Genomic DNA, 22550 nt, shown 5'->3' on the forward strand with positions numbered 1-22550 from the left:
CTTGGAAGCGATTCCTGCAAGCCCGTGAGTTGGCTAGGGGGTTCCATTATGAAGAGGTTCGCTTCGCCGCCAGCGCCACCCCCACCTTCGACCGATTCGGCTTGCCGATGGTCTGTGTTATCCACACCCCTGTCTCTGCCAAGTTATCCAGATCCACGCCGCTGTCGATGCCGAGGCCGTTGAGCAAATAGATCACGTCTTCCGTGGCGACGTTGCCGGTGGCGCCCTTGGCGTAGGGGCAGCCGCCGAGCCCGGCGATGGCGCTGTCGATCACGCCGATGCCTTCTTCGAGCACGGCGTAGAGGTTGGCCAGCGCCTGGCCGTAGGTATCGTGGAAGTGGGCGGCGAGCTTGTCCCTGGGGATATCCCGGCCCACGGCGTCGAGCAGGCGCTTGGCCTCGAGCGGGGTGCCGACGCCGATGGTGTCGCCCAGCGAGATTTCATAGCAGCCCATCTCATAAAGCGCCCGGGAGACCTCGGCGACCCGCTGTGGGTCGATGTTGCCTTCGTAGGGGCAGCCGAGCACGCAGGAGATATAGCCGCGCACGCGCACGCCGGCTTCCCGGGCGCGTTCGACCACCGGTTCGAAGCGTGTTAGCGATTCGGCAATCGAGCAGTTGATGTTCTTGTGCGAGAACGCTTCGCTCGCCGCTGCGAAAACGGCGACCTCTTCGACGCCGCACTCCAGCGCGGCTTCCAGCCCTTTGAGATTGGGCGTGAGCGCGGAGTAGACCACTCCCGGCCGGCGGCGAATGCCGGTCATCACCTCGCGGTGATCCGCCATCTGCGGCACCCATTTGGGCGAGACGAAACTCGCCGCTTCGATCCGTTTTAGCCCCGCCGCGCCGAGCCGCTCGATCAGTTCCAGCTTGGCGGCGGTGGCGATGGGCTCGGCTTCGTTCTGTAGTCCGTCGCGCGGGCCGACTTCGACGATACTGACGTGCTTCGGCATCCCCATCTCAGTTGTCCCCGCTCGTGTCGGCGCCGGCGTTGGTCATCGCCTCGGCATTGGTGAACGCGAGCAGCTCATCCCCCTGCGCCACAGCGTCCCCCACCGCGACATGGAAGGCTTCCACCGCGCCGTCGGCGGGGGCGCTCAGGGTGTGCTCCATCTTCATCGCTTCTACCACTACCAGCGGCGTGCCTTTCTCCACTGTCTGTCCGGGTTCGACCAGCAGCGCCACCACGGTACCGTGCATCGGCGCGGTCAGCTTGGCTTCGGCCTCTTGGGGCAGATGGTCGGCACGGTCGGCGCGGCGCCAGATCAGGCGCGACTCTTGGCCAGCGGCGGTGAGCACGATGGCGTCGCCCTCGCTGGTTGGGTCGAGCCGGGCGAAGAGGCGCTGGCGATGGCCATCCAGGGTGAGCGCCAGGGTGTCGCTGTCGAGGCGCTGGCACTGCTCGGCGAGCCGGCTCGTCTCCTCGCCGTCGCGCTGCACCTGAAGCTGCCAGGTCGCCTGTGCTGGCTCCTGCGCCAGACCCTGAGTCAGCGCCTGGGTGGCGATCACCTCGTACGTGCTGCTGCCGTCGGTCTCCTGGAAAGCGAGACGTAGCCGGCGTGGTGCGTTGAGCCGCCAGCCGTCGCGACGCTGCCAGGGGTCGTCTGTGCGCGGCGCTCCGTCGATGTGGCTCCTGGCGAGCTGATCTCTCGTAAGCTGATCTATAGCAACCAGGGCCGCGCGGGCGATATCGGCATCGGTGGCCTGGGGCGCGGCGAACAGATCGTCGTGATGGTGCTCGATGAAGCGAGTATCCAGCCTGGCGGCGATGAAGTCCGGGTGAGTCACCAGACGCTGCAGGAAGCGGCGATTGGTGGTCACGCCGCTGATATCCAGCGCGGCCAGGGCGCGGGCCATCTCGGCCAGGGCCTGGCCGCGATCCTCGCCGTGGACGATCAGCTTGGCCAGCATCGGGTCATAGTGCATGGTCACCGTGTCGCCGGCCTCGACGCCGCTATCCAGGCGGACTCGGCCGTGCGAATCGGCGCTCGCCAGCGGCAGCGCAAAGCGCAGCAGCTTGCCGGTGGCGGGGAGGAAGTCGTTGTCCGGGTCTTCGGCGTAGAGCCGCGCTTCGATGGCGTGGCCGGTGAGCGTCAGCTCGTTTTGCGCCTTGGGCAGCGCCAGGCCGGCGGCGACCCGTAGCTGCCACTCGACCAGGTCCTCGCCGCTGATCATCTCGGTGACCGGGTGCTCGACCTGCAGCCGGGTGTTCATCTCCATGAAGTAGAACGGCGAGCCGCTCCCCTGAGCGGTTTCGGCGGCGGCATCCAGCAGGAACTCCACCGTGCCGGCGCCGACATAGCCGATCTCCTGGGCGGCGCGCACCGCGGCCTCGCCCATCTCGCGGCGCAGTGCCTCGGGCAGATGCGGCGCGGGGGCCTCTTCGAGCACCTTCTGGTGGCGCCGCTGCACGCTGCAGTCGCGTTCGAACAGGTAGACGCCGGCGCCGAGGCTGTCGCAGAACACCTGCACTTCGACATGGCGCGGCTGGGTCAGATACTTCTCGATCAGCATGCGCTCATCGCCGAAGGCGGCGCGGGATTCGCGGCGGCAGCCGTCGAGCGCCGCCTGAAACTCGCGTTCGGACTCGACCACCCGCATGCCCTTGCCGCCGCCACCGGCGCTGGCCTTGAGCAGCACCGGGTAGCCGATCTTGCCGGCCTCTTTCCGCAGCAGGGCGTCGTCCTGCGCTTCGCCGTGATAGCCGGGCACCAGCGGTACGCCGGCCTGGGCCATGCGCGCCTTGGCCGCGGCCTTGTCGCCCATGGCGGCGATGGCGCTAGCCGGTGGTCCGATGAAGATGATTTCGGCAGCGTCGCAGGCGGCGACGAACTCGGCGTTCTCGGAGAGAAAGCCGTAGCCCGGGTGGATGGCGTCGGCGCCGCTGCGCTGGGCAGCCTGGATGACCTTGTCGATGGCGAGATAGCTCTCGCCGGCCGCCGGCGGGCCGAGGCGGATCGCTTCGTCGGCCTCGCGCACGTGGCGGGCGCGGGCGTCGGCATCCGAATAGACCGCGATGGTGCGCAGGCCGAGGCGCCGCGCGGTGCGGATCACCCGGCAGGCGATCTCGCCGCGGTTGGCGATCAGCACGGCGCGCAGCGGACGGGGCGCAGTGGCGAGACTCATGAGCACGGCTCCTTGTCGCCGCCCCTGGCTGCGAGCCAGGCGGGCGGGCGTTTGTCGAAGAAAGCGGCCAGCCCCTCCTGGCCTTCGGCGCTGACCCGCAGCTCGCTGATGGTGCGGCAGGCGGCCTCGCGGGTGGCGTCGCTCTCCGGTTCGCGGGCGATCTGCGCGAGCAGCGCCTTGGTGGCGCGCTGGGCCTGGGGGGAGGCAGCGAGCAGGGTGTCGATCTGGCGGTCGATCTCTTCATCCAGCGCGTCGCCAGCCACCACCTGGTGCACCAGCCCCAGTTCGCGGGCGGTGGTGGCATCGATCACCTCGGCGGTCAGCGCGTAGCGGCGCATCTGGCGGGCGCCGATGGCGCGCTGGACATAGGGCCCGACCACCGCCGGCGAGAGGCCGATCTTGACCTCGGAGAGGCAGAAGCGCGCCGCCATTGATGCGATCACCAGATCGCAGCAGGCGGCCAGCCCCACCGCGCCGCCGTAGGCCGCGCCCTGTACCCGGCAGAGCGTGGGGCAGGGCAGGGTGTCCAGCCCGTGCATCAGGCGCGAGAGCTGGCGCGAGTCGGCCAGATTGTCGTCGACGCTGTAGTCGACCATGCGCTTCATCCAGGCGAGATCCGCCCCGGCGGAGAAGTGCTTGCCGTGGGAGCCGAGCACCACCACCCGCACCTCGCCGCTCGCAGCCAGGGCGTGGAGCTGTTCGAGATGGGCGTTGAGCGCGGCGATCAAGGCGTCGTCGAAGGCGTTGTGCACCGCGGGGCGGTCCAGCGTCAGCCGCGCGACGCCGCGAGAGTCGATATCCAGTTGGGCGTGCTGTGAAGTCGTCATGGCATCACATCCTGAAGACGCCGAAACGCGTCTCTTCGATCTCTGCGTTCATTGCGGCGGAGAGCGCCAGGCCGATCACATCGCGGGTCTGCAACGGGTCGATCACGCCGTCGTCCCACAGCCTGGCGCTGGCGTAGTAGGGGTGGCCCTGGCGCTCGTACTGTTCGCGGATCGGCGCCTTGAAGGCGGCTTCCTCGTCTTCCGGCCAGTCGTTGCCGTCGCGCTCCATCTGCTCCCGTTTCACCTGCGCCAGCACGTTGGCCGCCTGTTCGCCGCCCATCACCGAGATGCGCGCGTTGGGCCACATGAACATCAGGTTGGGGTCATAGGCGCGGCCGCACATGCCGTAGTTGCCGGCGCCGAAGCTGCCGCCGATCAGCACGGTGAACTTGGGCACCTTGGCGCAGGCCACGGCGGTGACCAGCTTGGCGCCGTGCTTGGCGATGCCTTCCTGTTCGTACTTGGAGCCAACCATGAAGCCGGTGATGTTCTGCAGAAAGATCAGCGGGATCTGGCGCTGGGCGCAGAGTTCGATGAAGTGCGCACCCTTCTGTGCGGACTCCGAGAACAGCACCCCGTTGTTGGCGACGATACCCACCGGGTGGCCGCACCAGTGGGCGAAGCCGGTGACCAGGGTGTCGCCGTAATAGCGCTTGAACTCGTCGAAGTCGGAGTCGTCCACCAGCCGCCCGATCACCTCGCGCACGTCGTACGGCTTGCGCAGGTCGGTGCCGACGATGCCGTAGAGCTCCGAAGGGTCGAGCCGCGGCGGGCGGGATTCGCGCAGCGCCAGTTCGCCGCGCTTGCGCCAGTTGAGCCGGGAGACCGCGCGGCGGGCGAGCTGCAGCGCATGGGCGTCGTTCTCGGCGTAATGGTCGACCACACCGCTGATACGTGCGTGCACGTCCGCGCCTCCGAGGTCCTCGGCGCTGATGGTCTCACCGGTGGCGGCCTTCACCAGCGGCGGCCCGCCGAGGAAGATAGTGCCCTGGTTGCGCACGATGATCGATTCATCGGCCATCGCCGGCACGTAGGCGCCGCCGGCGGTGCATGAGCCCATCACCACCGCGATCTGCGGGATGCCCGCGGCGGAGAGCGTGGCCTGGTTGTAGAAGATGCGGCCGAAGTCGTCGTGGTCGGGGAAGACCTCGTCCTGCTCCGGCAGGTAGGCGCCGCCGGAGTCGACCAGATAGAGGCAGGGCAGGCGGTGCTTGCGGGCGATCTCCTGGGCGCGCAGGTGTTTCTTCACCGTCAGCGGGAAGTAGGTGCCGCCCTTGACCGTGGCGTCGTTGGCGACGATCACGCACTCCACGCCGCTGACCCGGCCGATGCCGGCGACCACGCCGGCGGCGGGCACCGGGGCGTCGTAGACCTCGTGGGCCGCCAGCGCGCCGATCTCGAGAAAGGCCGCGCCCTCGTCGAGCAGCTGGTCGATGCGCTCGCGCACGAACAGCTTGCCGCGGGACTCGTGCCGGGCGCGGGCCTTGTCGCCGCCGCCCCGGGCGATCTCGGCGCTCAGCGCGTGGAGCTTGTCGACCTCCGCCCGCAGCGCCTGGGCATTGGCCTGGAAGGCCTCGGCGCGGGGGTTGATCTGGCTAGTCAGTATGGCCATGCGACCCTCCTACGCCGATTCGGAGAACAGTTCCCGGCCAATCAACATCCGCCGAATCTCGCTGGTGCCGGCGCCGATCTCGTAGAGCTTGGCGTCGCGCAGCAGCCGCCCGGTGGGGTACTCGTTGATATAGCCGTTGCCGCCGAGCAGCTGGATGGCATCCAGCGCCATCTGGGTCGCCTTCTCGGCGCAGTAGAGGATCACCCCGGCCGCATCCTTGCGGCTGGTTCGGCCGCGGTCGCAGGCGCCGGCCACGGCGTAGAGATAGGCGCGGCAGGCGTTGAGCGTGGTGTACATGTCGGCGAGCTTGCCCTGGATCAGCTGGAACTCGCCGATCGCCTGACCGAACTGCTTGCGCTCGTGGACGTAGGGCACCACCACGTCCAGACACGCCTGCATGATCCCGATCGGGCCGGCGGCGAGCACCGTGCGCTCGTAGTCGAGCCCGCTCATCAGCACGCGCACGCCGCGATTCTCCTCGCCCAGCACGTTCTCCGCCGGTACCTGGCAATCCTCGAACACCAGCTCGCAGGTGTTGGAGCCGCGCATGCCCAGCTTGTCGAGCTTCTGCGCGGTGGAGAAACCGGCGAACCCCTTCTCGATCAGAAAGGCGGTGATGCCCTTGGCGCCCGCCTCGGGGTCGGTCTTGGCGTAGACCACCAGCACGTCGGCGTCGGGGCCGTTGGTGATCCACATCTTGTTGCCGTTGAGCACGTAGTGATCGCCGTGTCTGTCGGCGTGCAGACTCATCGAGACCACGTCCGAGCCGGCGCCGGGCTCGGACATCGCCAGCGCCCCGACGTGCTCGCCGCTGATCAGCCCGGGCAGGTACTTGGCCTTCTGCTCGTCCGTGGCGTTGAGCTTGATCTGGTTGACGCAGAGATTGGCATGGGCGCCGTAGGAGAGCCCCACCGAGGCGCTGGCCCGGGAGATCTCCTCCATGGCGATGCAGTGGGCCAGATAGCCCATGCCGCTGCCGCCATCTTCTTCGGCCACGGTGATGCCGAGCAGCCCCATATCGCCGAACTTCTGCCACAGGTCCGCGGGGAAGGCGTTGTCGTGGTCGATCTGGGCCGCGCGGTGGGCGATCTCGTCGCGGGCGAAGGCGTTGACCTGCTCGCGCAGCATGTTCAACTCGTCGTCGAGGCCGAAATCGAGCTCGGTGTAGGGGGCGTGCATCGGATGATCCTCCGCTGTCGATAGGCAGGAACGCGGGGTCGCGGGCCATGGCTCGCAGGCGCTCTCGGCTTTATACGTTGACGTTAACGTCAATATTTAGATAGGGCCAGAGCCCCTCGACCATGGTCTAGGCTCTTCAAGAAAGATCTAGGATCGTCGAGCCTCCTCCGGCACCGCCGCCCGATCCAGCAGCAGGATCTTGCCGTCGGCCTCGGCGACGATCTCGTCGCGCTGGTTGCGGCAGTGCCCCGCCAGCACCGCGATGCCGCCCTGGTGGTGGGGCTTGGCGATCAGCTCGGCGATGCGCCACTCGGTGGTCAGGGTGTCACCGGCGAGGACCGGGGCCAGAAAGCGGCAGTCGTGCGCCAGATAGGCGACTGCGGTGGCATAGAAGTACATGCCGATGGAGGCGGTCATGTAGGCCGAGGTCATCGGCCCGTGCAGGATGCGCTGGCCGAAGCGCGTCTGCTGGGCGAAGGCGTCGTTGCTGTGCAGCGGGTTGAAGTCGCCGAACAGGCCACAGGCCTGGACGATATGCGCCTCGGTGATGGTCAGGGTCTGGCCGAAGGTGTCATCGACGGCGATCTCGTCGAAAGCGTTGCCGACAAAGTTCATGCGATCACTCCAGGGCTCGTAAGAGGCGTGTTCATAGGGTCTCGTCGCGATCCAGCGTTCTCTCGTCGCGATCCAGCGTTCGCAGCGCCTTGCGCACGATCTTGCCGGTGGCGGTCATCGGGAATTCGTCGACGAAGTGGATCTCGCGCGGGTACTCATGGGCCGCCAGGCGCGAGCGCACGTGCTGCTGCAGCGTCTCCACCAGCGCCGGGGAAGCGTCCCAGCCTTCGGCGAGCACCACGTAGGCGGCGACGATCTCGGTGCGCAGCTCGTCAGGCTTGCCTACCACGGCGGCCATGCGCACCGCCGGATGGCCCAGCAGGCAGTTCTCGATCGGCGCGGGGCCGATGCGGTAGCCGGCACTGGTGATGACGTCGTCATCGCGGCTGAGAAAGCTGAAGTAGCCCTCGGCATCGCGCCGGCCCATGTCGCCGGTCAGCAGCCACTCGCCGGCGAACTTGGCCGCGGTCGCCTCCGGCTTCTGCCAGTAGTGCAGAAACATCACCGGGTCCGGCGCGCGTACCGCGATATGCCCGGTTTCGCCATCGGCGAGCCGCCTACCCTCGGCGTCGACGATCGCCAGCTCGTGCCCCGGTACCGCCTTGCCGATCGCCCCCGGGCGGTGCACGCCGAGCGCCGCGCAGGCCGAGAGCACCATGTTGCACTCGGTCTGGCCGTAGAACTCGTTGATGGTGAGCCCGAAGGTCTCTTTCCCCCACGCCAGCAGCGCCTCCCCCAGCGACTCGCCACCGCTGGCGACGCTGCGCACGTCGAGCTGCCAGCGGCGTTGCGGCTGCTCGACTCGACGCATCAGCTTGAGCGCGGTCGGCGGCAGGAACAGGTTGCGCACGCGGTGGCGTTCGATCAGCGCGAATGCCGCCTCCGGCGAGAACTTGAGCATGCGGTGGGCGACGATCGGCACCGCGTGGTAGAGCGCCGGCAGCAGCACGTCGAGCAGGCCGCCGATCCAGGCCCAGTCGGCCGGCGTCCACAGGCGGTCGCCGGGCTGAGGCAGCAGGTTATGGGACATCTCCACCCCCGGCAGATGCCCCAGCAGCACCCGGTGGCCGTGCACCGCGCCCTTGGGGCTGCCGGTGGTACCGGAGGTGTAGATGATCAGCGCCGGCTCGTCGGGATGGGTATCGCGGGTGAAGAAAACCTCGCTGGCAGTGGCCAGCGCGGCGTGGAAGTCGAGCGCGTCAGCGGTCGGCCGACCCGCTTCGGGCACGCCATCGACGGTGTAGATCGCCTGCAGCGCGGGTAGCTGGAGGCGGATCTCGTCGAGCGTCGCCAGGCCGCGGGCATCGCTGACGATGGCGCGCATGCCGCAGTCGGCGAGCCGGTGGAGCAGCGCCTCGGGGCCGAACAGGCTGAACAGCGGCACCGAAATCGCCCCCAGCTTGAAGCAGGCCAGATGCACCAGCGCGGTCTCGTGGCGCTGGGGCAGCAGCACCCCGACCCGGTCGCCAGGCTGCACGCCCTGGGCGACCAGGCTGTTGGCCAGCCGGTTGGCACCGCGCTGGAGCTCGGCGAAGGTGATCTCGCGGGCGCTGCCATCGTCACCGATCTCGATCATCGCCAGGCGCTCTGGGTCCTCCGCCCAGCGGTCGCAGCAGACACTGGCGATGTTGAAGCGCGCCGGCACCTCCCACGCGAAGTTGGCGTGGAGGCGGTCGTAATCGCTCTCCGCTGGCAGCAGGGCGCTGGCGTCGGGGGTATTCATCGGCTCAGAAACTCCCGAACAGGGTGCCCAGGGTGATCACCGCGACCAGCGTGATCATCGGCACCACGATGGTGACCATGGCGATGTTGGGATAGGCCTGGCGATGGGTGAGGCCGCAGATCGCCAGCAGCGTGATCACCGCGCCGGAGTGGGGCAGGGTGTCCATACCGCCGGCGGCGATGGTGGCGACCCGGTGCATCAGCTCGGGGTTGAGACCGACCGCATTGGCCATGCGCAGGTAGTCGTCGCCGAGCACGCTGAGGGCGATGCTCATGCCGCCGGAGGAGGAGCCGGTGACCGCCGCCAGCACGTTCATCGACACCGCCTCGGAGATCAGCGGATTGCCCGGTGCCAGGCTCAGCACCGCATCGCGGATGACCACGAAACCGGCGAGGCTGGCGATCACCGCGCCGTAGCCGACCTCGGAGGCGGTGTTGAACACCGGCAGCATCGAGCCGAAGCAGCCCTTGTTGATGGTGCCCTTGAGATCCGCCCAGTGGCGCCAGCGGCTGACGACCAGCCAGGCGCACGACACCAGCAGCGCGATGATGATCGCCCACAGCCCGAGCATGGCGCCGGGGTCGAGGGTGCCGAAGCGCGCCTCCGGCAGGCCGGAGAAGTCGAGACCGGGCAGGATGGCGTAGGTCAGCAGGGCGTTGAGGCCGATCACCATCACCAGCGGGGTGAAGGCGGCCAGGGTGCCGATCTCGGGCACGCCGGCCGCGGTCTCGAGGGGTTCGATCTGCTCGTCGGGGTGGTGGCCGTAGCCCTCGCCCCGGCGCGTCGCCCGGCTCGCCCGAGACTGCAGCCACCAGGTACCCAGCCCCAGCATCATCGCCCCGGCGATGATGCCGAGCCCGGGCGCGGCGAAGCTGGTGGTGTGGAAGAACGGAATCGGGATCGCGTTCTGGATCGCTGGCGTGCCGGGGAGCGCGGTCATGGTGAAGGTGAACGAGCCCAGGGCGATGGCACCGGGGATCAGCCGCTTGGGCGTGCCGGTCTCGCGGAACAGCGCCGCACCGATGGGGAAGACCGCGAACGCCACCACGAACAGCGACACGCCGCCGTAGGTGAGAATGGCGCAGGCCAGCACCACGGTCAGCACCACGTGGCGGGTGCCGAGGCGCTTGATGATCCAGTTGGCGATGGCATGCGCCGCACCGGAGTCGGCCATCAGCTGGCCAAACAGGGCGCCGAGAATGAACAGCGGGAAGAACTTGATCAGATAACCGCCGAGCGCACTCATGAAGGTGCTGGTATAGATCGGCAGCAGCAGCCCGGCTTCCCCGGACAGCAGTACCGCCAGCGACGCCATCAGCGGTGCCAGCAGCAGCACAGTGATGCCGCGATAGGCGAGGACGATCAGCAGGATCAGCGAGACAACGATAGCCAGTGTGCTCATGGGTCGATGGCCTTGGTCGGAGCTCCGGCACCATGACGGGTAGCGAGAGCCTTGTTGTTGTGGATGGACGTTGTTGTGAAAGGGCGTTGTTATGGTTGAGCGTTGCTGACAACGAGGTTTGCTGTGGATAAGTAGTGGGTAAGTCCCGGTAAGGGTGTGAATAAGCACGCCTGCCCGCTTCGGGACCCCATGGGACGAGATGACGATAGGTATTGATTAACGTTAACGTCAACGTGTTAATACGAGAACTAGCCTAAAGAGGGAGGCGTCGGCCTCCTTCGCTGTCTTCACCGGAGATCCCTGTCATGTCGATCTGGAAACGTCCCGCTTCCCTGGAAGCCCTCGCCACCCAGTGCCAGCAGACGCTGGTGGCGCATATCGGGATCGAGTTCACCGAGCTGGGTGACGACTGCCTGCGCGGTCGTATGCCGGTGGATGCGCGCACCCATCAGCCCTACGGTCTGCTCCACGGCGGTGCCTCGGTGGTGCTGGCGGAGACGCTGGGCAGCATTGCGGCGAACCTGTGTCTGGCCGACGAAAGCAAGATGGCGGTGGGGATGGAGATCAACGCCAACCACGTGCGCGCGGTGCGTGAAGGCTGGGTCGAGGGGTGTGCCCGGCCACTGCATCTGGGCAGCACCACTCAGCTTTGGGAGATCCGCATCGAGGACGAGCGTGGCCGGCTGGTGTGCATGTCGCGGTTGACCATGGCGGTGGTCAAGGCGGCCTGATAGGGGCCGCCTCGACAGGCGGTATCAGGGCGCCAGTTCGTCGCTCATCGCCTGGCGCATACGGAATTTCTGCACCTTGCCGCTGACGGTCATCGGGAAATCGTCGACGAACTTCACGTAGCGCGGGATCTTGTGGTGGGCGATGCGCTCGCGACAGTAGGCGCGCACGCCCTCGGCGTCGAGCTCTGCGCCCTCCACCAGGCGAATCCAGACCGCCACCGCCTCGCCGTAGTGGTCGTCCGGCACGCCGAACACCTGGGCATCGGAGATCGCCGGGTGGGTGTAGAGAAACTCCTCGATCTCGCGCGGATAGAGGTTCTCGCCGCCGCGGATGATCATGTCCTTGATGCGCCCGGTGATCGCCACATAGCCCGCATCGTCCATCATCGCCAGATCGCCGCTGTGCATCCAGCCGTGGGTGTCGATCGCCTGGCGGGTGGCGGCGTCGTTGTCCCAGTAGCCCTGCATCACGCTGTAGCCGCGGGTGCAGAGTTCGCCGCTGGTGCCGCGCGGGAGCACCTGGCCGCTGGCCGGGTCGATGATCTTCACCTCCAGGTGGGGGTGAATGGTGCCGACGGTGGCCACGCGCCTCTCCAGCGGCGCGTCGGTGCGCGTCTGCAGGCTTACCGGGCTGGTTTCGGTCATGCCGTAGGCGATGGTGACCTCTTCCATGTGCATGCGCTCGATCACCCTCTTCATCACCTCCACCGGGCAGTTGGAGCCGGCCATGATGCCGGTGCGCAGGCTGGAGAGATCGAAGTTGGCGAACTCGGGGTGTTCGAGCTCGGCGATGAACATGGTGGGCACACCGTAGAGAGCGTCGGCGCGTTCCGCTTCCACCGCACGCAGGGTGGCTGCCGGGTCGAAGGCGGCGTTGGGGTAGATCGCGGTGGCGCGGTGGGTGAGACACGCCAGGTTGCCCATCACCATGCCGAAGCAGTGGTAGAGCGGCACCGGGATCACCACACGTTCCGCGGGCTGCAGGTTCATGCCGGCGCCGACGAAGTAGCCGTTGTTGAGGATATTGTGGTGGGTCAGCGTCACCCCTTTGGGCGCGCCGGTGGTGCCGGAGGTGTACTGGATATTGATCGGGTCGTCGAACTGCAGTTCGGCCTGCAGTGCCGCCAGCCGTTCGGTGGGTACTGGCTCGGCAAGGGCGTGCAGCTCCTCCCAGTGCCACATGCCCGGGGTGGCGAGCTCGGGGTCGAGACATACCACCTGCCTGAGCTGGGGCAGGCTGGCGCAGTCGAGCCGGCGCTGCTCGTTGTGGGGGGCAGGGGCGTCGCGCAGTTCCGGGGCGAGCTGACAGAGGATATCGACGTAGTGGGAGCGGATCTCACCACCGGCGCGGTGGGCGCCCTGCAGTACCAGTACCGAGAGCCCCGACTGCAGCAGCGCGTGCTCCAGCTCGCGTGCGCGGTAGGCCGGGTTGAGATTGACCAGGATCGCGCCGATCTTGGCGCTTGCCAGCTGGGTGAGCGCCCACTCCGCACAGTTGAGTGACCAGATACCGACCCGGTCGCCACGCTCCACCCCCATCGCCAGCAGGGCACGGGCGATGCGGTCGGCCTCCGCGCGCAGTTCGGCGTAGGTGTAGCGCAGGTTCTGGTGGCAGCTCACCAGCGCCTCGCGGTCGGGGCAGTCGCTAGCGGCGGCGTCGAGACAGTTGCCGATGGTCAGGCCCAGCAGTGGCTGCTCGCTGGTGCCGCTGACGTAGCTGGGCGCTGGGACTTGAGCATGCGCCGAGGCGCCCGAGTCGTGGCTGTGCATCTCTCTTCCTCTATTCTTGTCGTTGTCCTGAACGACTGCGCTTCTCAGGCCGCGCCTAGCGCAGCCGTTCGATGCCTACCGCCGTGGCCTCGCCGCCGCCGATACAGATCGCCGCGACGCCCCGGGTCATCCCATGATGGGTGAGCGCGTTGAGCAGCGTGACCACAATGCGCGCGCCGGAGGCGCCGATCGGATGGCCCAGGGCGCAGGCGCCGCCGTGCACGTTGACCCGCTCGTGGTCGAGATCGAGCTCGCGCATGGCCGCCATCGCCACCACGGCGAAGGCTTCGTTGATCTCGTAGAGATCGACGCTCTCCCGCGACCAGCCGAGCCGTTCGTATAGTTTGCGCACGGCATGGATCGGCGCCACCGGGAAGTCGCCCGGGCGCATGGCGTGGCTGGCGTGGCCGTGCAGGCGCGCCAGCGGGGTCAGCCCCTGGCGCTCGGCCTCGCGCTGGCGCATCAGTACCAGCGCCGCGGCGCCGTCGGAGATCGAACTCGAGTTGGCGGCGGTGACGCTGCCGCCCTCGCGAAAGGCGGGCTTGAGCTGGGGGATGCGCTCGAGATTGGCCTTGTGCGGCTGTTCGTCCTGATCGACCCGGCGGGTGTCGCGGCCGACGGGGGCGTCGAGGGCGACAATCTCCCCAGCGAAGACGCCACTTTCGATCGCCTGGCGGGCGCGGGTCAGCGAGGCGATGGCATAGGCATCCTGGGCTTCGCGGCTGAAGCCGAAGGCCTGGGCGCAATCCTCGGCATAGGTGCCCATCAGCCGCCCCGGCTCGTAGGCGTCCTCGAGCCCGTCGAGGAACATGTGGTCGAGCACCTGGGCATGCCCCATGCGCAGCCCGGCGCGCGCCTTGGGCAGCAGATAGGGGGCGTTGCTCATGCTCTCCATGCCGCCGGCGATGGCGTGGGCGGCGTGACCCAGCGACAGGGTATCGAACGCCTGCATCACCGCCTTCATGCCGGAGCCGCACATCTTGTTGACGGTGGTGCAGGGCGTCGACTCGGCCAGGCCCGCGCCGAGTGCCGCCTGGCGCGCCGGCGCCTGGCCCTGCCCGGCGGGGAGCACGCAGCCCATGATCAGCTCGTCGAGGCTGTCTGGTGCCAGCCTGGCCTGTTCGAGGGCGCCGCGAATCGCCGCTGCGCCCAGCTGCGGGCAGGCAAGCCCGCCCAGGGCGCCCTGGAAGGCGCCCATCGGCGTGCGCTTGGCGCCGACGATGACGATCGGGTCGGGGGTGTTCATAGTCGGCTCTCCCATGCTGGTGAGGGATCGATACTCAGAGGGTGTTTACAAAATGCCTGCGCTCGACAATACGGCGTTGAAATCGACCTCAAAATACTCATTTACCCCTTTGTAAACTCCGCTTTTTCGGCCGATTTCGCCTTGTCTTGCCTTCGCTCGTCGAATTTGTAAACACCCTCTCAGTCGCTTTTCATCGCGCACTCATGCGGATGGCGCCATCCAGACGTATCACCTCGCCATTGAGATAGCGGTTCTCGAGGATCTGGCAGGCCAGCGCGGCGTACTCCTCGGCGTGGCCCATGCGCGGCGGGAACGGCACCTTGGCGTTGAGGCTCTCGCGCACCTCCTCGGGCATTCCCTGCATCATGGCGGTGTCGAAGATGCCGGGGGCGATCGCCATCACCCGGATGCCCGAGCTGGCCAGTTCGCGGGCGGCGGGGAGGGTCAGGCCGACCACGCCGGCCTTGGAGGCGGCGTAGGCGGCCTGGCCGATCTGGCCCTCGTAGGCCGCCACCGAGGCGGTGTTGATCACTACCCCGCGCTCGCCGTCGTCCTCCGTCGCCGGGTTCTCCTGCATTGCCGCCACCGCCAGACGCAGCATGTTGAAGGTGCCGATCAAATTGATGTCGACCACCCGGCGGAAGCTGTCGAGGCCGTGTACGCCGCGCTTGCCGTGGATCTTCTCTGCCGGCGCCACCCCGGCGCAGTTGATCAGCCCGTGGAGGGCGCCGAAGCGTTCGAGCGTCTCGGCGATCGCCCGCTCGCCGTCGGCTTCGCGGGTGACGTCGGCCTGCAGCGCCAGCGTGCGGGTGCCAAGCGCTTTCGCAAGGCGGCGGGCCGCTTCGATGTCCTGATCGACCAGCACCACGTTAGCGCCGTTGTCGACGAGCATCTTCGCCGTGGCGGCGCCCAGGCCGGAGCCGCCGCCGGTGACGATGAAGGTGCGTTCAGTCAGTTGCATGAGTCGGTTCCTCGTCGACAGCTCGATCGTCGAGATCGCGCAGGGGATGACCATCGCGATCCCACGGGGAAACGAAGCAGGCTGCGATATCGGCGTCGGGTACCTCGCCGTGCCGGTGTTGCCATCGGGGAGTCTTGTCCTTGTCGATCAGCAGCGCGCGCACCCCCTCGGCGATATCGCCGTGGGTGGCGCAGGCCAGCGACAGATCGAGCTCGCTGCGCAGCGCTTCGGCCAGCGAGACGCGCCGGCAGCGCGCCAGCTGGCGCAGGATCAGCCGCGCCGAGAGCGGTGAGCCGGCGGCCAGGCTGCGCGCGGCACGGGCGATCCAGGCGTCGTCGCTGTCGCTGGCGGCGGTGATCGCGGCGATCAGCGCTTCGTCGCTGTCGGCGTCGGTCAGCGCGGCGATCGCCTCCTGGCGCGGTGCGACCTCGGCGGGCGGGGCGAGCTCGCGGCTCGCGGCGGCGTGGGTGCGCAGCACCCGTTCGAGGGCCGGGCGCGGCCGCGACCAGTCGGCATTGAGCAGGTCGTCGATCACCGCGTCGCGGCGTTCGGCGGCGATCAGGCGGTCGGCGAGACCGACGAACAGGGCGTCGCTGGCGTTGAGGCGGGCACCGGTCAGGCCGAGGAAGGTGCCGCTGGCTCCCGGCATGCGGTTCAGGAACCAGCTCGCGCCCACGTCCGGGTAGAGGCCAATGGTGATCTCCGGCATTGCCAGCATCGAGCGCGGTGTCACCACCCGATGCGAGGCGCCGGCCAGCAGCCCCATGCCGCCGCCCATGACGATGCCGTCGCCCCAGGCGACGATCGGCTTGGGATAGGTGTGGAGGGCGTGGTCGAGACGATACTCATGGGTGAAGTAGCGCGCCACGGCACCATCCGCGGCCTCGGGGTCACGGCCGGTGTGGCTTTCGGCGATGGCGCGATAGAGGGCGACCACGTCGCCGCCGGCGCAGAACGCCTTGTCGCCGGCACCCTCCAGCCACAGTGCGACCATCTCGGCGTCATCGGCCCAGGCGTCGATCTGCGTCTGGATGGCATCGATCATCGCGAGCGACAGCGCGTTGAGGCTCTTGGGGGCATCGAGGGTGATGCGCCCGAGGCGGTGGCCGTCGGCGGTGGCCAGGGTGTCGAATTGTACCGGCGCGCTCATGCCTGATCTCCGTCGCGGGTGTCATCGCCGGCGCCCGGGGGCGGGTCCTCGCGCCAGCGTGGCGGGCGCTTGTCGAGAAAGGCGCCGATGCCTTCCCTTGGGGCGGCGGTGTCGAACAGCTCCATGAACAGCTCGCGCTCCATGCGGTAGCCGTGGGGCAGCCCGTGGTCGCGGGCGTTCATGATCAGGCGCTTGCAGCGCGCCAGCGCGTCCGGGCTCTGACCGCCGCTCTGCTCGGCCAGGGCCAGCGCGGTGGGCAGCGCCTGGCCGGCATCGACCAGCTCCTCGACCAGGCCGATACCCAGCGCGCGCTCGGCGTCGATGCGCTCTCCGCATAGGATGATGCGCTTGGCCCAGCCTTCGCCGACCAGCCACGGCAGGTGCTGGGTGCCGCCGGCGCAGGGCAGCAGCCCCACCTTGGCTTCGGGCAGCGCCAGCTTGGCCTGGCGTTCGGCGATACGGATATCGCAGGCCAGCGCGCACTCCAGCCCACCGCCCATGGCGTAGCCGTTGATCGCGGCGATGGTGACCCCAGGGTAGGCGCTCAGGGTCTCGAAGGCGCGGCCGAAGCGGGTCGCCATCTCCAGCGCGGTGGCCTTGCCCTCGGTGAAGCGCTTGAGGTCGGCCCCGGCGGAGAAGAACTTGTCGCCGGCACCGGTGATGACCAGCGCCGGTGGCTGGGGCTCGGCCGCCAGCGCGTCGAGATGGTCGGCGAGTACCGCCAGCGAGCCTTCGTGCCAGGTGTTGGCGGGCGGGTTGTCGATGGTCAGCACGGCGATGGCGCCGCGGCGCTCCAGGCGCAGGCCGTCGGCGGGGTGATCGCTCATATCAGGGTCTCCAGGTCGTCCTTGTCGAGCAGGCGGCGGGCAATCACCAGGCGCATGATCTCGTTGGTGCCCTCGAGAATCTGGTGCACCCGGCAGTCGCGAACATGACGCTCCAGCGGGTAGTCGCGCAGGTAGCCGTAGCCGCCGTGTAGCTGCAGGGCCTCGTTGCAGATGGCGAAGCCCTGGTCGGTGGCGAAGCGCTTGGCCATGGCGCAGTAGAGCGTGGCGTCGGGGTCGCCGCGATCGAGCTTGCTCGCCGCCAGACGCACCATCTGGCGCGCCGCGACGAGCTGGGTGGCCATGTCGGCGAGCTTGAACTGCAGCGCCTGGAAGCTGGCCAGCGCCCGCCCGAACTGTTCGCGCTCGTTCAGGTAGCGGTGGGCGGTGGTGAGCGCGGCCTGGGCGGTGCCCACCGAGCAGGTGGCGATATTGATGCGCCCGCCATCGAGGGCGCGCATGGCGATTCGGAAACCTTCACCCTCTTCGCCGAGGCGGTGGTCCGCCGGCACGCGCACGCCGTCGAAGCTGATCGCCCGGGTGGACTGGCTGTTCCAGCCCATCTTCGCCTCTTTCTTGCCGTAGCCGATGCCCGGCGTGTCCGCCGGCACGGCGAAGGCGGAGATGCCGCCGGCGCCGCTGTCCGGCGCCCCGGTGCGGGCCATCACCACCAGCAGATGGGTGTCGCCGGCACCGGAGATGAACATCTTGTTGCCGTCGATCACGTAGGCATCGCCATTGCGACGCGCCCGGGTGCGCAACGAGGCGGCATCGGAGCCGGCGTTGGGCTCGGTGAGGCAGTAGGAGCCGAGCTTCTCGCCGCTCAGCATGGCGGGCAGCCAGGCCTCGCGCAGGGCCTCGGTGGCGTAGCTGGCGAGGATCCAGTTGACCATGTTGTGAATGGTCAGAAAGGCGGTGGTGGAGGTGCAGCCCTGGGCCAGCTCCTCGATGACCAGGGTCGCATCGAGGCGGCTCAGGCCCAGTCCGCCGGCGGCTTCCGGGGTGTAGAGACCGCAGAAGCCGAGGTCTCCGGCCTGGCGCAGGATATCCACCGGAAAGACGCTGTTGGCGTCCCATTCGGCGGCGTTGGGCGCCAGTTCGCGCTGGGCGAACTGGCGTGCCGCATCCCGGTAGGCCTGCTGGTCGGCGTCGAGTTCGAAGTCCATGAGCGGTCGACACTCCTCGTCTGGGAAAAGCCTCTCGTCGGGAAACCCCTCATCGCGAGAGGGCGCACGCGGCTGACCGGGTAGGTCGGGCGCGGCATGGCTCTCTGTTCTAGCGACGCTCTGTCGAGCAGGACAATAGGACCTAGTGCTGAAAGACCAAGGTCGGATGGCGACAAGTTGACATTGACGTCAAGGTCACATGTTGAGGCGGCTGTCGAAACCGGTCGTTTCCCGACCTGTCGGCTCATGGGAAAGGGCGGCTCACGAGGCGGCTCGACTCCTGGTCATCGATCTCAGGACATGTCAGATGAAAAAGACCCGATCCACGGCGAAACCCGTCCACAAGCCGGTTTTTGCCAACGGCGACGACATCCAGATCCCCGTGTTCACCCTGCTCAAGCCCGATGGCACGCTCTATGCCGGAGCCGGGGCGACCTCTCTCGACGAGACCACCGCACGGCGCATCTACCGTGCCATGCTCTACACCCGGGTGCTCGACGAGCGCATGATGGCGGCCCAGCGCCAGGGTCGGCTCAGCTTCTACATGCAGTGCACCGGCGAGGAAGCGGCAGTGATCGGCAGCACGGCGGCGCTGGCCGATGCCGACATGATCATGGCCCAGTACCGCGAGCAGGGGGCGCTGGCCTACCGCGGCTTCACCACCGACGAGTTCATGGATCAACTGTTCGGCAACGAGCGCGACACCGCCCACGGTCGCCAGATGCCGATCCACTACGGCTCGCGAGACCTTCACTACCTGACGATCTCTTCGCCGCTGGCGACCCAGATTCCCCAGGCCACCGGCTACGCCTATGGCCAGAAGCTGGCCGGCCAGGGCCACTGTACGCTGACGATATTCGGCGAGGGCGCCGCCTCCGAGGGGGATTTCCACGCGGCGCTCAACATGGCATCGGTGCACAAGGTGCCGGTGATCTTCCTGTGCCGCAACAACGGCTACGCCATCTCCACCCCGGTCACCGAGCAGTTCGCCGGCGACGGTGTCGCCGCGCGCGCCTTCGGCTATCGCATGCAGTCGATCCGGGTCGACGGCAATGACGTGCTGGCGGTCTACGAGGCGACCCGCGAGGCCCGGCGGCTGGCGGTGGAGGAGAACGAACCGGTACTGATCGAGGCGATGACCTATCGCCTGGCGGCGCACTCCTCCTCCGACGACCCCTCCGGCTACCGCAGCAAGAAGGAAGAGGAGGCGTGGCACAAGAAGGATCCCCTGCGCCGAATGCAGCGCTGGCTGATCGAGCGTGGCTGGTGGAACGAGGACGAGGAGCGCGAGCTGACCGAGTCGCTGCGCCGTGAGGTGCTGGAAACCATGAAACAGGCGGAGAAGCGCCGTCCGCCGGCGCTGGAAACGCTGGTCAGCGATGTCTATGCCGAGACACCGGCACTGCTGCGCGAACAGCTCGCGACGTTGAAGGCCCATATCGGACGTCATCCCGAGGCCTATCCCCGAAGCGCCCCTTGGCTAGATGGCGACACCGAGACGGAGGGCCAGGCATGAGCCGGATGAATCTGCTCCAGGCCGTCAACAATGCGCTGGATACCGCCATGGCCGCCGATGAGCGCGTGCTCTGCTTTGGCGAGGACGTCGGTGTCTTCGGCGGCGTATTCCGTGCCACCAGCCACCTGCAGGAGAAGTACGGCCGCGATCGCTGCTTCAATACCCCGCTGGTGGAACAGGGTATCGTCGGTTTCGCCAACGGCCTGGCGGCCCAGGGCTCGGTGCCGGTGGCCGAGATCCAGTTCGCCGACTACATCTTCCCCGCTTTCGATCAACTGGTGAACGAAACCGCCAAGTTTCGCTATCGTTCCGGCAATCTGTTCGATGTCGGCGGGCTGACCGTGCGCGCGCCCTACGGCGGCGGCATTGCCGGTGGTCACTACCATTCGCAATCGCCGGAGGCCTACTTCGCCCATACCCCAGGGCTGACCGTGGTCGTACCGCGCAATCCGCACCAGGCCAAGGGGCTGCTGCTGGCATCGATCCGCTCACCCGATCCGGTCATCTTCTTCGAGCCCAAGCGGCTCTATCGCGCATCGGTGGGCGAGGTGCCCGACGACGACTACGAGCTGCCGCTGCGTCAGGCCGAGGTGGTCAAGGAAGGCAACGACATCACGCTGCTGGCCTGGGGCGCCCAGCTGGAGGTGGTCGAGCAGGCGGCGGAGATGGCGGAGGAAGCGGGTATCTCTTGTGAAATCATCGACCTGCGCACCATCGTACCGTGGGATATCGATACCGTGGTCGAGTCGGTACTCAAGACCGGGAGATTGATCGTCAGTCACGAGGCGCCGTTGACCGGGGGATTCGCCGCCGAGATCGCCGCCACCATCCAGAGCCGCTGCTTCCTCTATCTGGAGTCGCCGATCGAGCGCGTGGCGGGACTCGACACGCCATTCCCGCTGACGCTCGAGAAAGAGTACATGCCGGGGCCGTTGAAGGTGCTCGATGCCATCCACCGCACGATGGACTTCTAGGAGGTGAGATGAGCGATTTCCTGCTGCCCGACATCGGCGAGGGTATCGTCGAGTGCGAAGTGGTGAAATGGCTGGTCAGCGAGGGCGATACCATCGCCGAGGACCAGCCCGTCGCCGAGGTGACCACCGACAAGGCGCTGGTGGAGATTCCCGCCCCCGAGGCCGGCCGCGTCACGCGGCTCTATGTCCGCGAAGGGGAGACGGCACGGGTCCATGCGCCGCTGTTCGCCATCGAAAGCGTTGCCGATGGCGCCCGATCCGGCGCCGACACCCGGCCCCATCACGATGCTCGGCCATCCCAGCCGGCTGCCGCCACTCCCGAGGACGAGAACCCACAACCGCCCGGGCCGGACGAAGGGGGGGCGAAACCGGCGAGATCGAAGGATTTCATCCTGCCCGACCTGGGCGAAGGCATCGTCGAATGCGAGGTGGTGGCCTGGCGCGTCGAGGAGGGCGACGAGATCGCCGAGGACCAGCCGGTCGTCGAGGTCAGCACCGACAAGGCGGTGATGGAGATCACCGCGCCGGAGGCGGGCCGGCTGGTGCGCCGGTACTGCCAGCTCGACGAGGTTGCCAAGGTGCACTCGCCGCTGTTCGCGTACATTCCGCAAGCCGGCGATGACGCCGCCCCGTCCGGTGACACCCCGGCGGCCACCGGCGCTGTTCCACGTGAAACGCACGCCGAGGCCGGGACGGCCGCGGCTCATGCCGCCCAGAGCGGAGCCGGGTCGTCGTCAGCCGCTCGCTCGATGCGGGACGACAACGGCCGGCGGCGGATTCCCGCCAGCCCGGCGGTCCGCCGGCGGGTGCGCGAGCTCGGCGTGCGTCTCGAGGAAATTCCCGGTAGCGGCAAGGATGGCCGGGTGCTCAAGGAGGACGTGCTGGCGTTCCAGCAGCGCCGTGACAGCGCCGCCGACACAGCGCAGCCCACGGCCGAGCGCGACGACCAGAATCAGACCCAGACCTGGAGCCAGAAAAAGGCCCAGAGCCAACCCCCGACCGCTGGCGAGACAGTGGTGGGGGATCGGGTCGAGCCGCTCAAGGGGATTCGTGCGGTGATGGCGCGGCGGATGAGCGAGGCCGCGGCGAGCATTCCCCACTTCGCCTACGGCGACGAGTTCGATGTCACCGAGCTGCTGGCGCTGCGGGAGCGCCTGAAAAACGATTTCGAGGCGCGCGGCGAGCGATTGACGCTGATGCCGCTGCTGATGAAGGCGCTGGCGCTGGCGGTGAGCGAGTTTCCGCTGCTCAACTGCCGCTTCGATGCCGCCGCCGAGGCGATCCACTATCAGGATGGCTGCCATATCGGCATGGCGGTGGATAGCCAGAGCGGCCTGTTGGTGCCCAACGTCAAGCATGTGGAGGGGCTGAGCCTGCGCCAGGTGGCGGCCGAGGTCGAGCGCCTGACCCGCGCCGCGCGGGAGGGCCGGGTCGCGCCGGCGGATCTCAAGGGCGGTACCATCAGTATTTCCAACATCGGCGTGCTCGGCGGCACCTATGCCATGCCGATCATCAACGCGCCGGAGGTGGCGATCGTCGCCCTCGGCCGGGTGCAGCGGCTGCCGCGTTTCGATGCCGAGGGGCGGGTGGTGGCGCGTTCGATCATGACCGTGACCTGGTCCGGCGATCACCGCGTGCTCGACGGCGGCACCATGGCGCGCTTCTGCAACCGCTGGAAGGGCTATCTCGAAGCACCGGAGAGCATGCTCACCGAGCTGCGCTGAGGCGA

General features: G+C 68.0%; 18 protein-coding genes. 4 read left to right on the plus strand and 14 right to left on the minus strand.

All coding sequences use genetic code 11. From position 1 onward, the window contains the following. Positions 1-46: 46 nt before the first annotated feature. The 8 genes from DOM45_RS14805 to DOM45_RS14840 all read right to left on the minus strand — a co-directional run bounded on the left by DOM45_RS14805 (position 47) and on the right by DOM45_RS14840 (position 10483). Positions 47-958 carry a hydroxymethylglutaryl-CoA lyase gene (locus DOM45_RS14805; protein ID WP_110601718.1) on the minus strand — a complete coding sequence of 304 codons (912 nt, stop codon included), beginning with the start codon at positions 956-958 and terminating at the stop codon, positions 47-49. A 1-nt stretch (position 959) separates the two neighbouring features. Continuing rightward, entirely contained in the window at positions 960-3125 is a 2166-nt protein-coding gene (locus DOM45_RS14810) for an acetyl/propionyl/methylcrotonyl-CoA carboxylase subunit alpha (RefSeq protein WP_110601720.1), read from the minus strand. After that, positions 3122-3952 carry an enoyl-CoA hydratase-related protein gene (locus DOM45_RS14815; protein WP_110601721.1) on the minus strand — a complete coding sequence of 277 codons (831 nt, stop codon included), beginning with the start codon at positions 3950-3952 and terminating at the stop codon, positions 3122-3124. The genes DOM45_RS14810 and DOM45_RS14815 overlap by 4 nt, the downstream gene beginning before the upstream one ends. Positions 3953-3956: 4 nt before the next feature. Further along, entirely contained in the window at positions 3957-5564 is a 1608-nt protein-coding gene (locus DOM45_RS14820) for a carboxyl transferase domain-containing protein (protein ID WP_110601723.1), read from the minus strand. A gap of 9 nt (positions 5565-5573) precedes the next feature. Beyond that, complete coding sequence (locus DOM45_RS14825; protein WP_110601725.1) at positions 5574-6743, minus strand: isovaleryl-CoA dehydrogenase; 1170 nt, start codon at positions 6741-6743, stop codon at positions 5574-5576. 147 nt (positions 6744-6890) lie between these two features. Continuing rightward, the gene (locus DOM45_RS14830) at positions 6891-7358 is read right to left on the minus strand and encodes a MaoC family dehydratase (RefSeq protein ID WP_110601727.1); all 468 of its coding nucleotides are present in this window, start codon (positions 7356-7358) and stop codon (positions 6891-6893) included. Positions 7359-7389: 31 nt separating this feature from the next. Next, positions 7390-9081 carry an acyl-CoA synthetase gene (locus tag DOM45_RS14835; RefSeq protein ID WP_110601729.1) on the minus strand — a complete coding sequence of 564 codons (1692 nt, stop codon included), beginning with the start codon at positions 9079-9081 and terminating at the stop codon, positions 7390-7392. Positions 9082-9085: 4 nt separating this feature from the next. Then, on the minus strand, positions 9086-10483 hold the full coding sequence (locus DOM45_RS14840; protein ID WP_110601731.1) for a GntP family permease: 1398 nt from the start codon (positions 10481-10483) through the stop codon (positions 9086-9088). A 305-nt stretch (positions 10484-10788) separates the two neighbouring features. Here DOM45_RS14840 and DOM45_RS14845 point away from each other — a divergent pair, with 305 nt between their 5' ends. Beyond that, positions 10789-11214: a hotdog fold thioesterase gene (locus DOM45_RS14845; protein WP_110601732.1), complete on the plus strand. Its 426-nt coding sequence runs from the start codon at positions 10789-10791 to the stop codon at positions 11212-11214. A gap of 24 nt (positions 11215-11238) precedes the next feature. Here the strand turns inward: DOM45_RS14845 and DOM45_RS14850 are convergent, their stop codons facing one another. The 6 genes from DOM45_RS14850 to DOM45_RS14875 all read right to left on the minus strand — a co-directional run bounded on the left by DOM45_RS14850 (position 11239) and on the right by DOM45_RS14875 (position 18331). Then, positions 11239-12984, minus strand: coding sequence for an AMP-binding protein (locus DOM45_RS14850; protein ID WP_110601734.1), 1746 nt, complete (start codon positions 12982-12984; stop codon positions 11239-11241). A 55-nt stretch (positions 12985-13039) separates the two neighbouring features. Beyond that, the gene (locus DOM45_RS14855) at positions 13040-14230 is read right to left on the minus strand and encodes an acetyl-CoA C-acyltransferase (RefSeq protein ID WP_110601742.1); all 1191 of its coding nucleotides are present in this window, start codon (positions 14228-14230) and stop codon (positions 13040-13042) included. A gap of 190 nt (positions 14231-14420) precedes the next feature. Continuing rightward, positions 14421-15191, minus strand: a complete 771-nt coding sequence (locus DOM45_RS14860; RefSeq protein WP_110601743.1) for an SDR family NAD(P)-dependent oxidoreductase — start codon at positions 15189-15191, stop codon at positions 14421-14423. Further along, positions 15178-16341, minus strand: a complete 1164-nt coding sequence (locus tag DOM45_RS14865; protein WP_110601744.1) for an enoyl-CoA hydratase/isomerase family protein — start codon at positions 16339-16341, stop codon at positions 15178-15180. Before DOM45_RS14865 ends, DOM45_RS14860 begins: the two co-directional genes overlap by 14 nt. Beyond that, positions 16338-17168 carry an enoyl-CoA hydratase gene (locus DOM45_RS14870; RefSeq protein WP_110601746.1) on the minus strand — a complete coding sequence of 277 codons (831 nt, stop codon included), beginning with the start codon at positions 17166-17168 and terminating at the stop codon, positions 16338-16340. Before DOM45_RS14870 ends, DOM45_RS14865 begins: the two co-directional genes overlap by 4 nt. After that, on the minus strand, positions 17165-18331 hold the full coding sequence (locus tag DOM45_RS14875; RefSeq protein WP_110601748.1) for an acyl-CoA dehydrogenase family protein: 1167 nt from the start codon (positions 18329-18331) through the stop codon (positions 17165-17167). Before DOM45_RS14875 ends, DOM45_RS14870 begins: the two co-directional genes overlap by 4 nt. A 307-nt stretch (positions 18332-18638) precedes the next feature. Between DOM45_RS14875 and DOM45_RS14880 the strand changes: the two genes are divergently transcribed. From DOM45_RS14880 to DOM45_RS14890, 3 genes are read left to right on the plus strand one after another with little or no spacing between them, the layout of a single operon-like run. Next, positions 18639-19847 carry a thiamine pyrophosphate-dependent dehydrogenase E1 component subunit alpha gene (locus DOM45_RS14880; protein WP_110601749.1) on the plus strand — a complete coding sequence of 403 codons (1209 nt, stop codon included), beginning with the start codon at positions 18639-18641 and terminating at the stop codon, positions 19845-19847. Next, on the plus strand, positions 19844-20821 hold the full coding sequence (locus DOM45_RS14885; RefSeq protein WP_110601751.1) for an alpha-ketoacid dehydrogenase subunit beta: 978 nt from the start codon (positions 19844-19846) through the stop codon (positions 20819-20821). The genes DOM45_RS14880 and DOM45_RS14885 overlap by 4 nt, the downstream gene beginning before the upstream one ends. An 8-nt stretch (positions 20822-20829) precedes the next feature. Next, positions 20830-22545 carry a dihydrolipoyllysine-residue acetyltransferase gene (locus DOM45_RS14890; protein ID WP_110601752.1) on the plus strand — a complete coding sequence of 572 codons (1716 nt, stop codon included), beginning with the start codon at positions 20830-20832 and terminating at the stop codon, positions 22543-22545. The last annotated feature ends 5 nt before the right edge of the window (positions 22546-22550 follow it).

This window comes from Salinicola lusitanus (genome assembly GCF_003206045.1).
Classification (GTDB): Bacteria; Pseudomonadota; Gammaproteobacteria; order Pseudomonadales; family Halomonadaceae; genus Salinicola; species Salinicola lusitanus.

What these genes read in the sequence shown, in the direction of transcription:
- DOM45_RS14825 (WP_110601725.1), bottom strand. Translation starts at nt 6,743, where the DNA reads ATGCACGCCCCCTACACCGAGCTCGATTTCGGCCTCGACGACGAGTTG.
- DOM45_RS14845 (WP_110601732.1), top strand. Translation starts at nt 10,789, where the DNA reads ATGTCGATCTGGAAACGTCCCGCTTCCCTGGAAGCCCTCGCCACCCAG.
- DOM45_RS14870 (WP_110601746.1), bottom strand. Translation starts at nt 17,168, where the DNA reads ATGAGCGATCACCCCGCCGACGGCCTGCGCCTGGAGCGCCGCGGCGCC.
- DOM45_RS14875 (WP_110601748.1), bottom strand. Translation starts at nt 18,331, where the DNA reads ATGGACTTCGAACTCGACGCCGACCAGCAGGCCTACCGGGATGCGGCA.
- DOM45_RS14820 (WP_110601723.1), bottom strand. Translation starts at nt 5,564, where the DNA reads ATGGCCATACTGACTAGCCAGATCAACCCCCGCGCCGAGGCCTTCCAG.
- DOM45_RS14890 (WP_110601752.1), top strand. Translation starts at nt 20,830, where the DNA reads ATGAGCGATTTCCTGCTGCCCGACATCGGCGAGGGTATCGTCGAGTGC.
- DOM45_RS14885 (WP_110601751.1), top strand. Translation starts at nt 19,844, where the DNA reads ATGAGCCGGATGAATCTGCTCCAGGCCGTCAACAATGCGCTGGATACC.
- DOM45_RS14815 (WP_110601721.1), bottom strand. Translation starts at nt 3,952, where the DNA reads ATGACGACTTCACAGCACGCCCAACTGGATATCGACTCTCGCGGCGTC.
- DOM45_RS14835 (WP_110601729.1), bottom strand. Translation starts at nt 9,081, where the DNA reads ATGAATACCCCCGACGCCAGCGCCCTGCTGCCAGCGGAGAGCGATTAC.
- DOM45_RS14880 (WP_110601749.1), top strand. Translation starts at nt 18,639, where the DNA reads ATGAAAAAGACCCGATCCACGGCGAAACCCGTCCACAAGCCGGTTTTT.
- DOM45_RS14860 (WP_110601743.1), bottom strand. Translation starts at nt 15,191, where the DNA reads ATGCAACTGACTGAACGCACCTTCATCGTCACCGGCGGCGGCTCCGGC.
- DOM45_RS14810 (WP_110601720.1), bottom strand. Translation starts at nt 3,125, where the DNA reads ATGAGTCTCGCCACTGCGCCCCGTCCGCTGCGCGCCGTGCTGATCGCC.
- DOM45_RS14865 (WP_110601744.1), bottom strand. Translation starts at nt 16,341, where the DNA reads ATGAGCGCGCCGGTACAATTCGACACCCTGGCCACCGCCGACGGCCAC.
- DOM45_RS14850 (WP_110601734.1), bottom strand. Translation starts at nt 12,984, where the DNA reads ATGCACAGCCACGACTCGGGCGCCTCGGCGCATGCTCAAGTCCCAGCG.
- DOM45_RS14840 (WP_110601731.1), bottom strand. Translation starts at nt 10,483, where the DNA reads ATGAGCACACTGGCTATCGTTGTCTCGCTGATCCTGCTGATCGTCCTC.
- DOM45_RS14855 (WP_110601742.1), bottom strand. Translation starts at nt 14,230, where the DNA reads ATGAACACCCCCGACCCGATCGTCATCGTCGGCGCCAAGCGCACGCCG.
- DOM45_RS14830 (WP_110601727.1), bottom strand. Translation starts at nt 7,358, where the DNA reads ATGAACTTTGTCGGCAACGCTTTCGACGAGATCGCCGTCGATGACACC.
- DOM45_RS14805 (WP_110601718.1), bottom strand. Translation starts at nt 958, where the DNA reads ATGGGGATGCCGAAGCACGTCAGTATCGTCGAAGTCGGCCCGCGCGAC.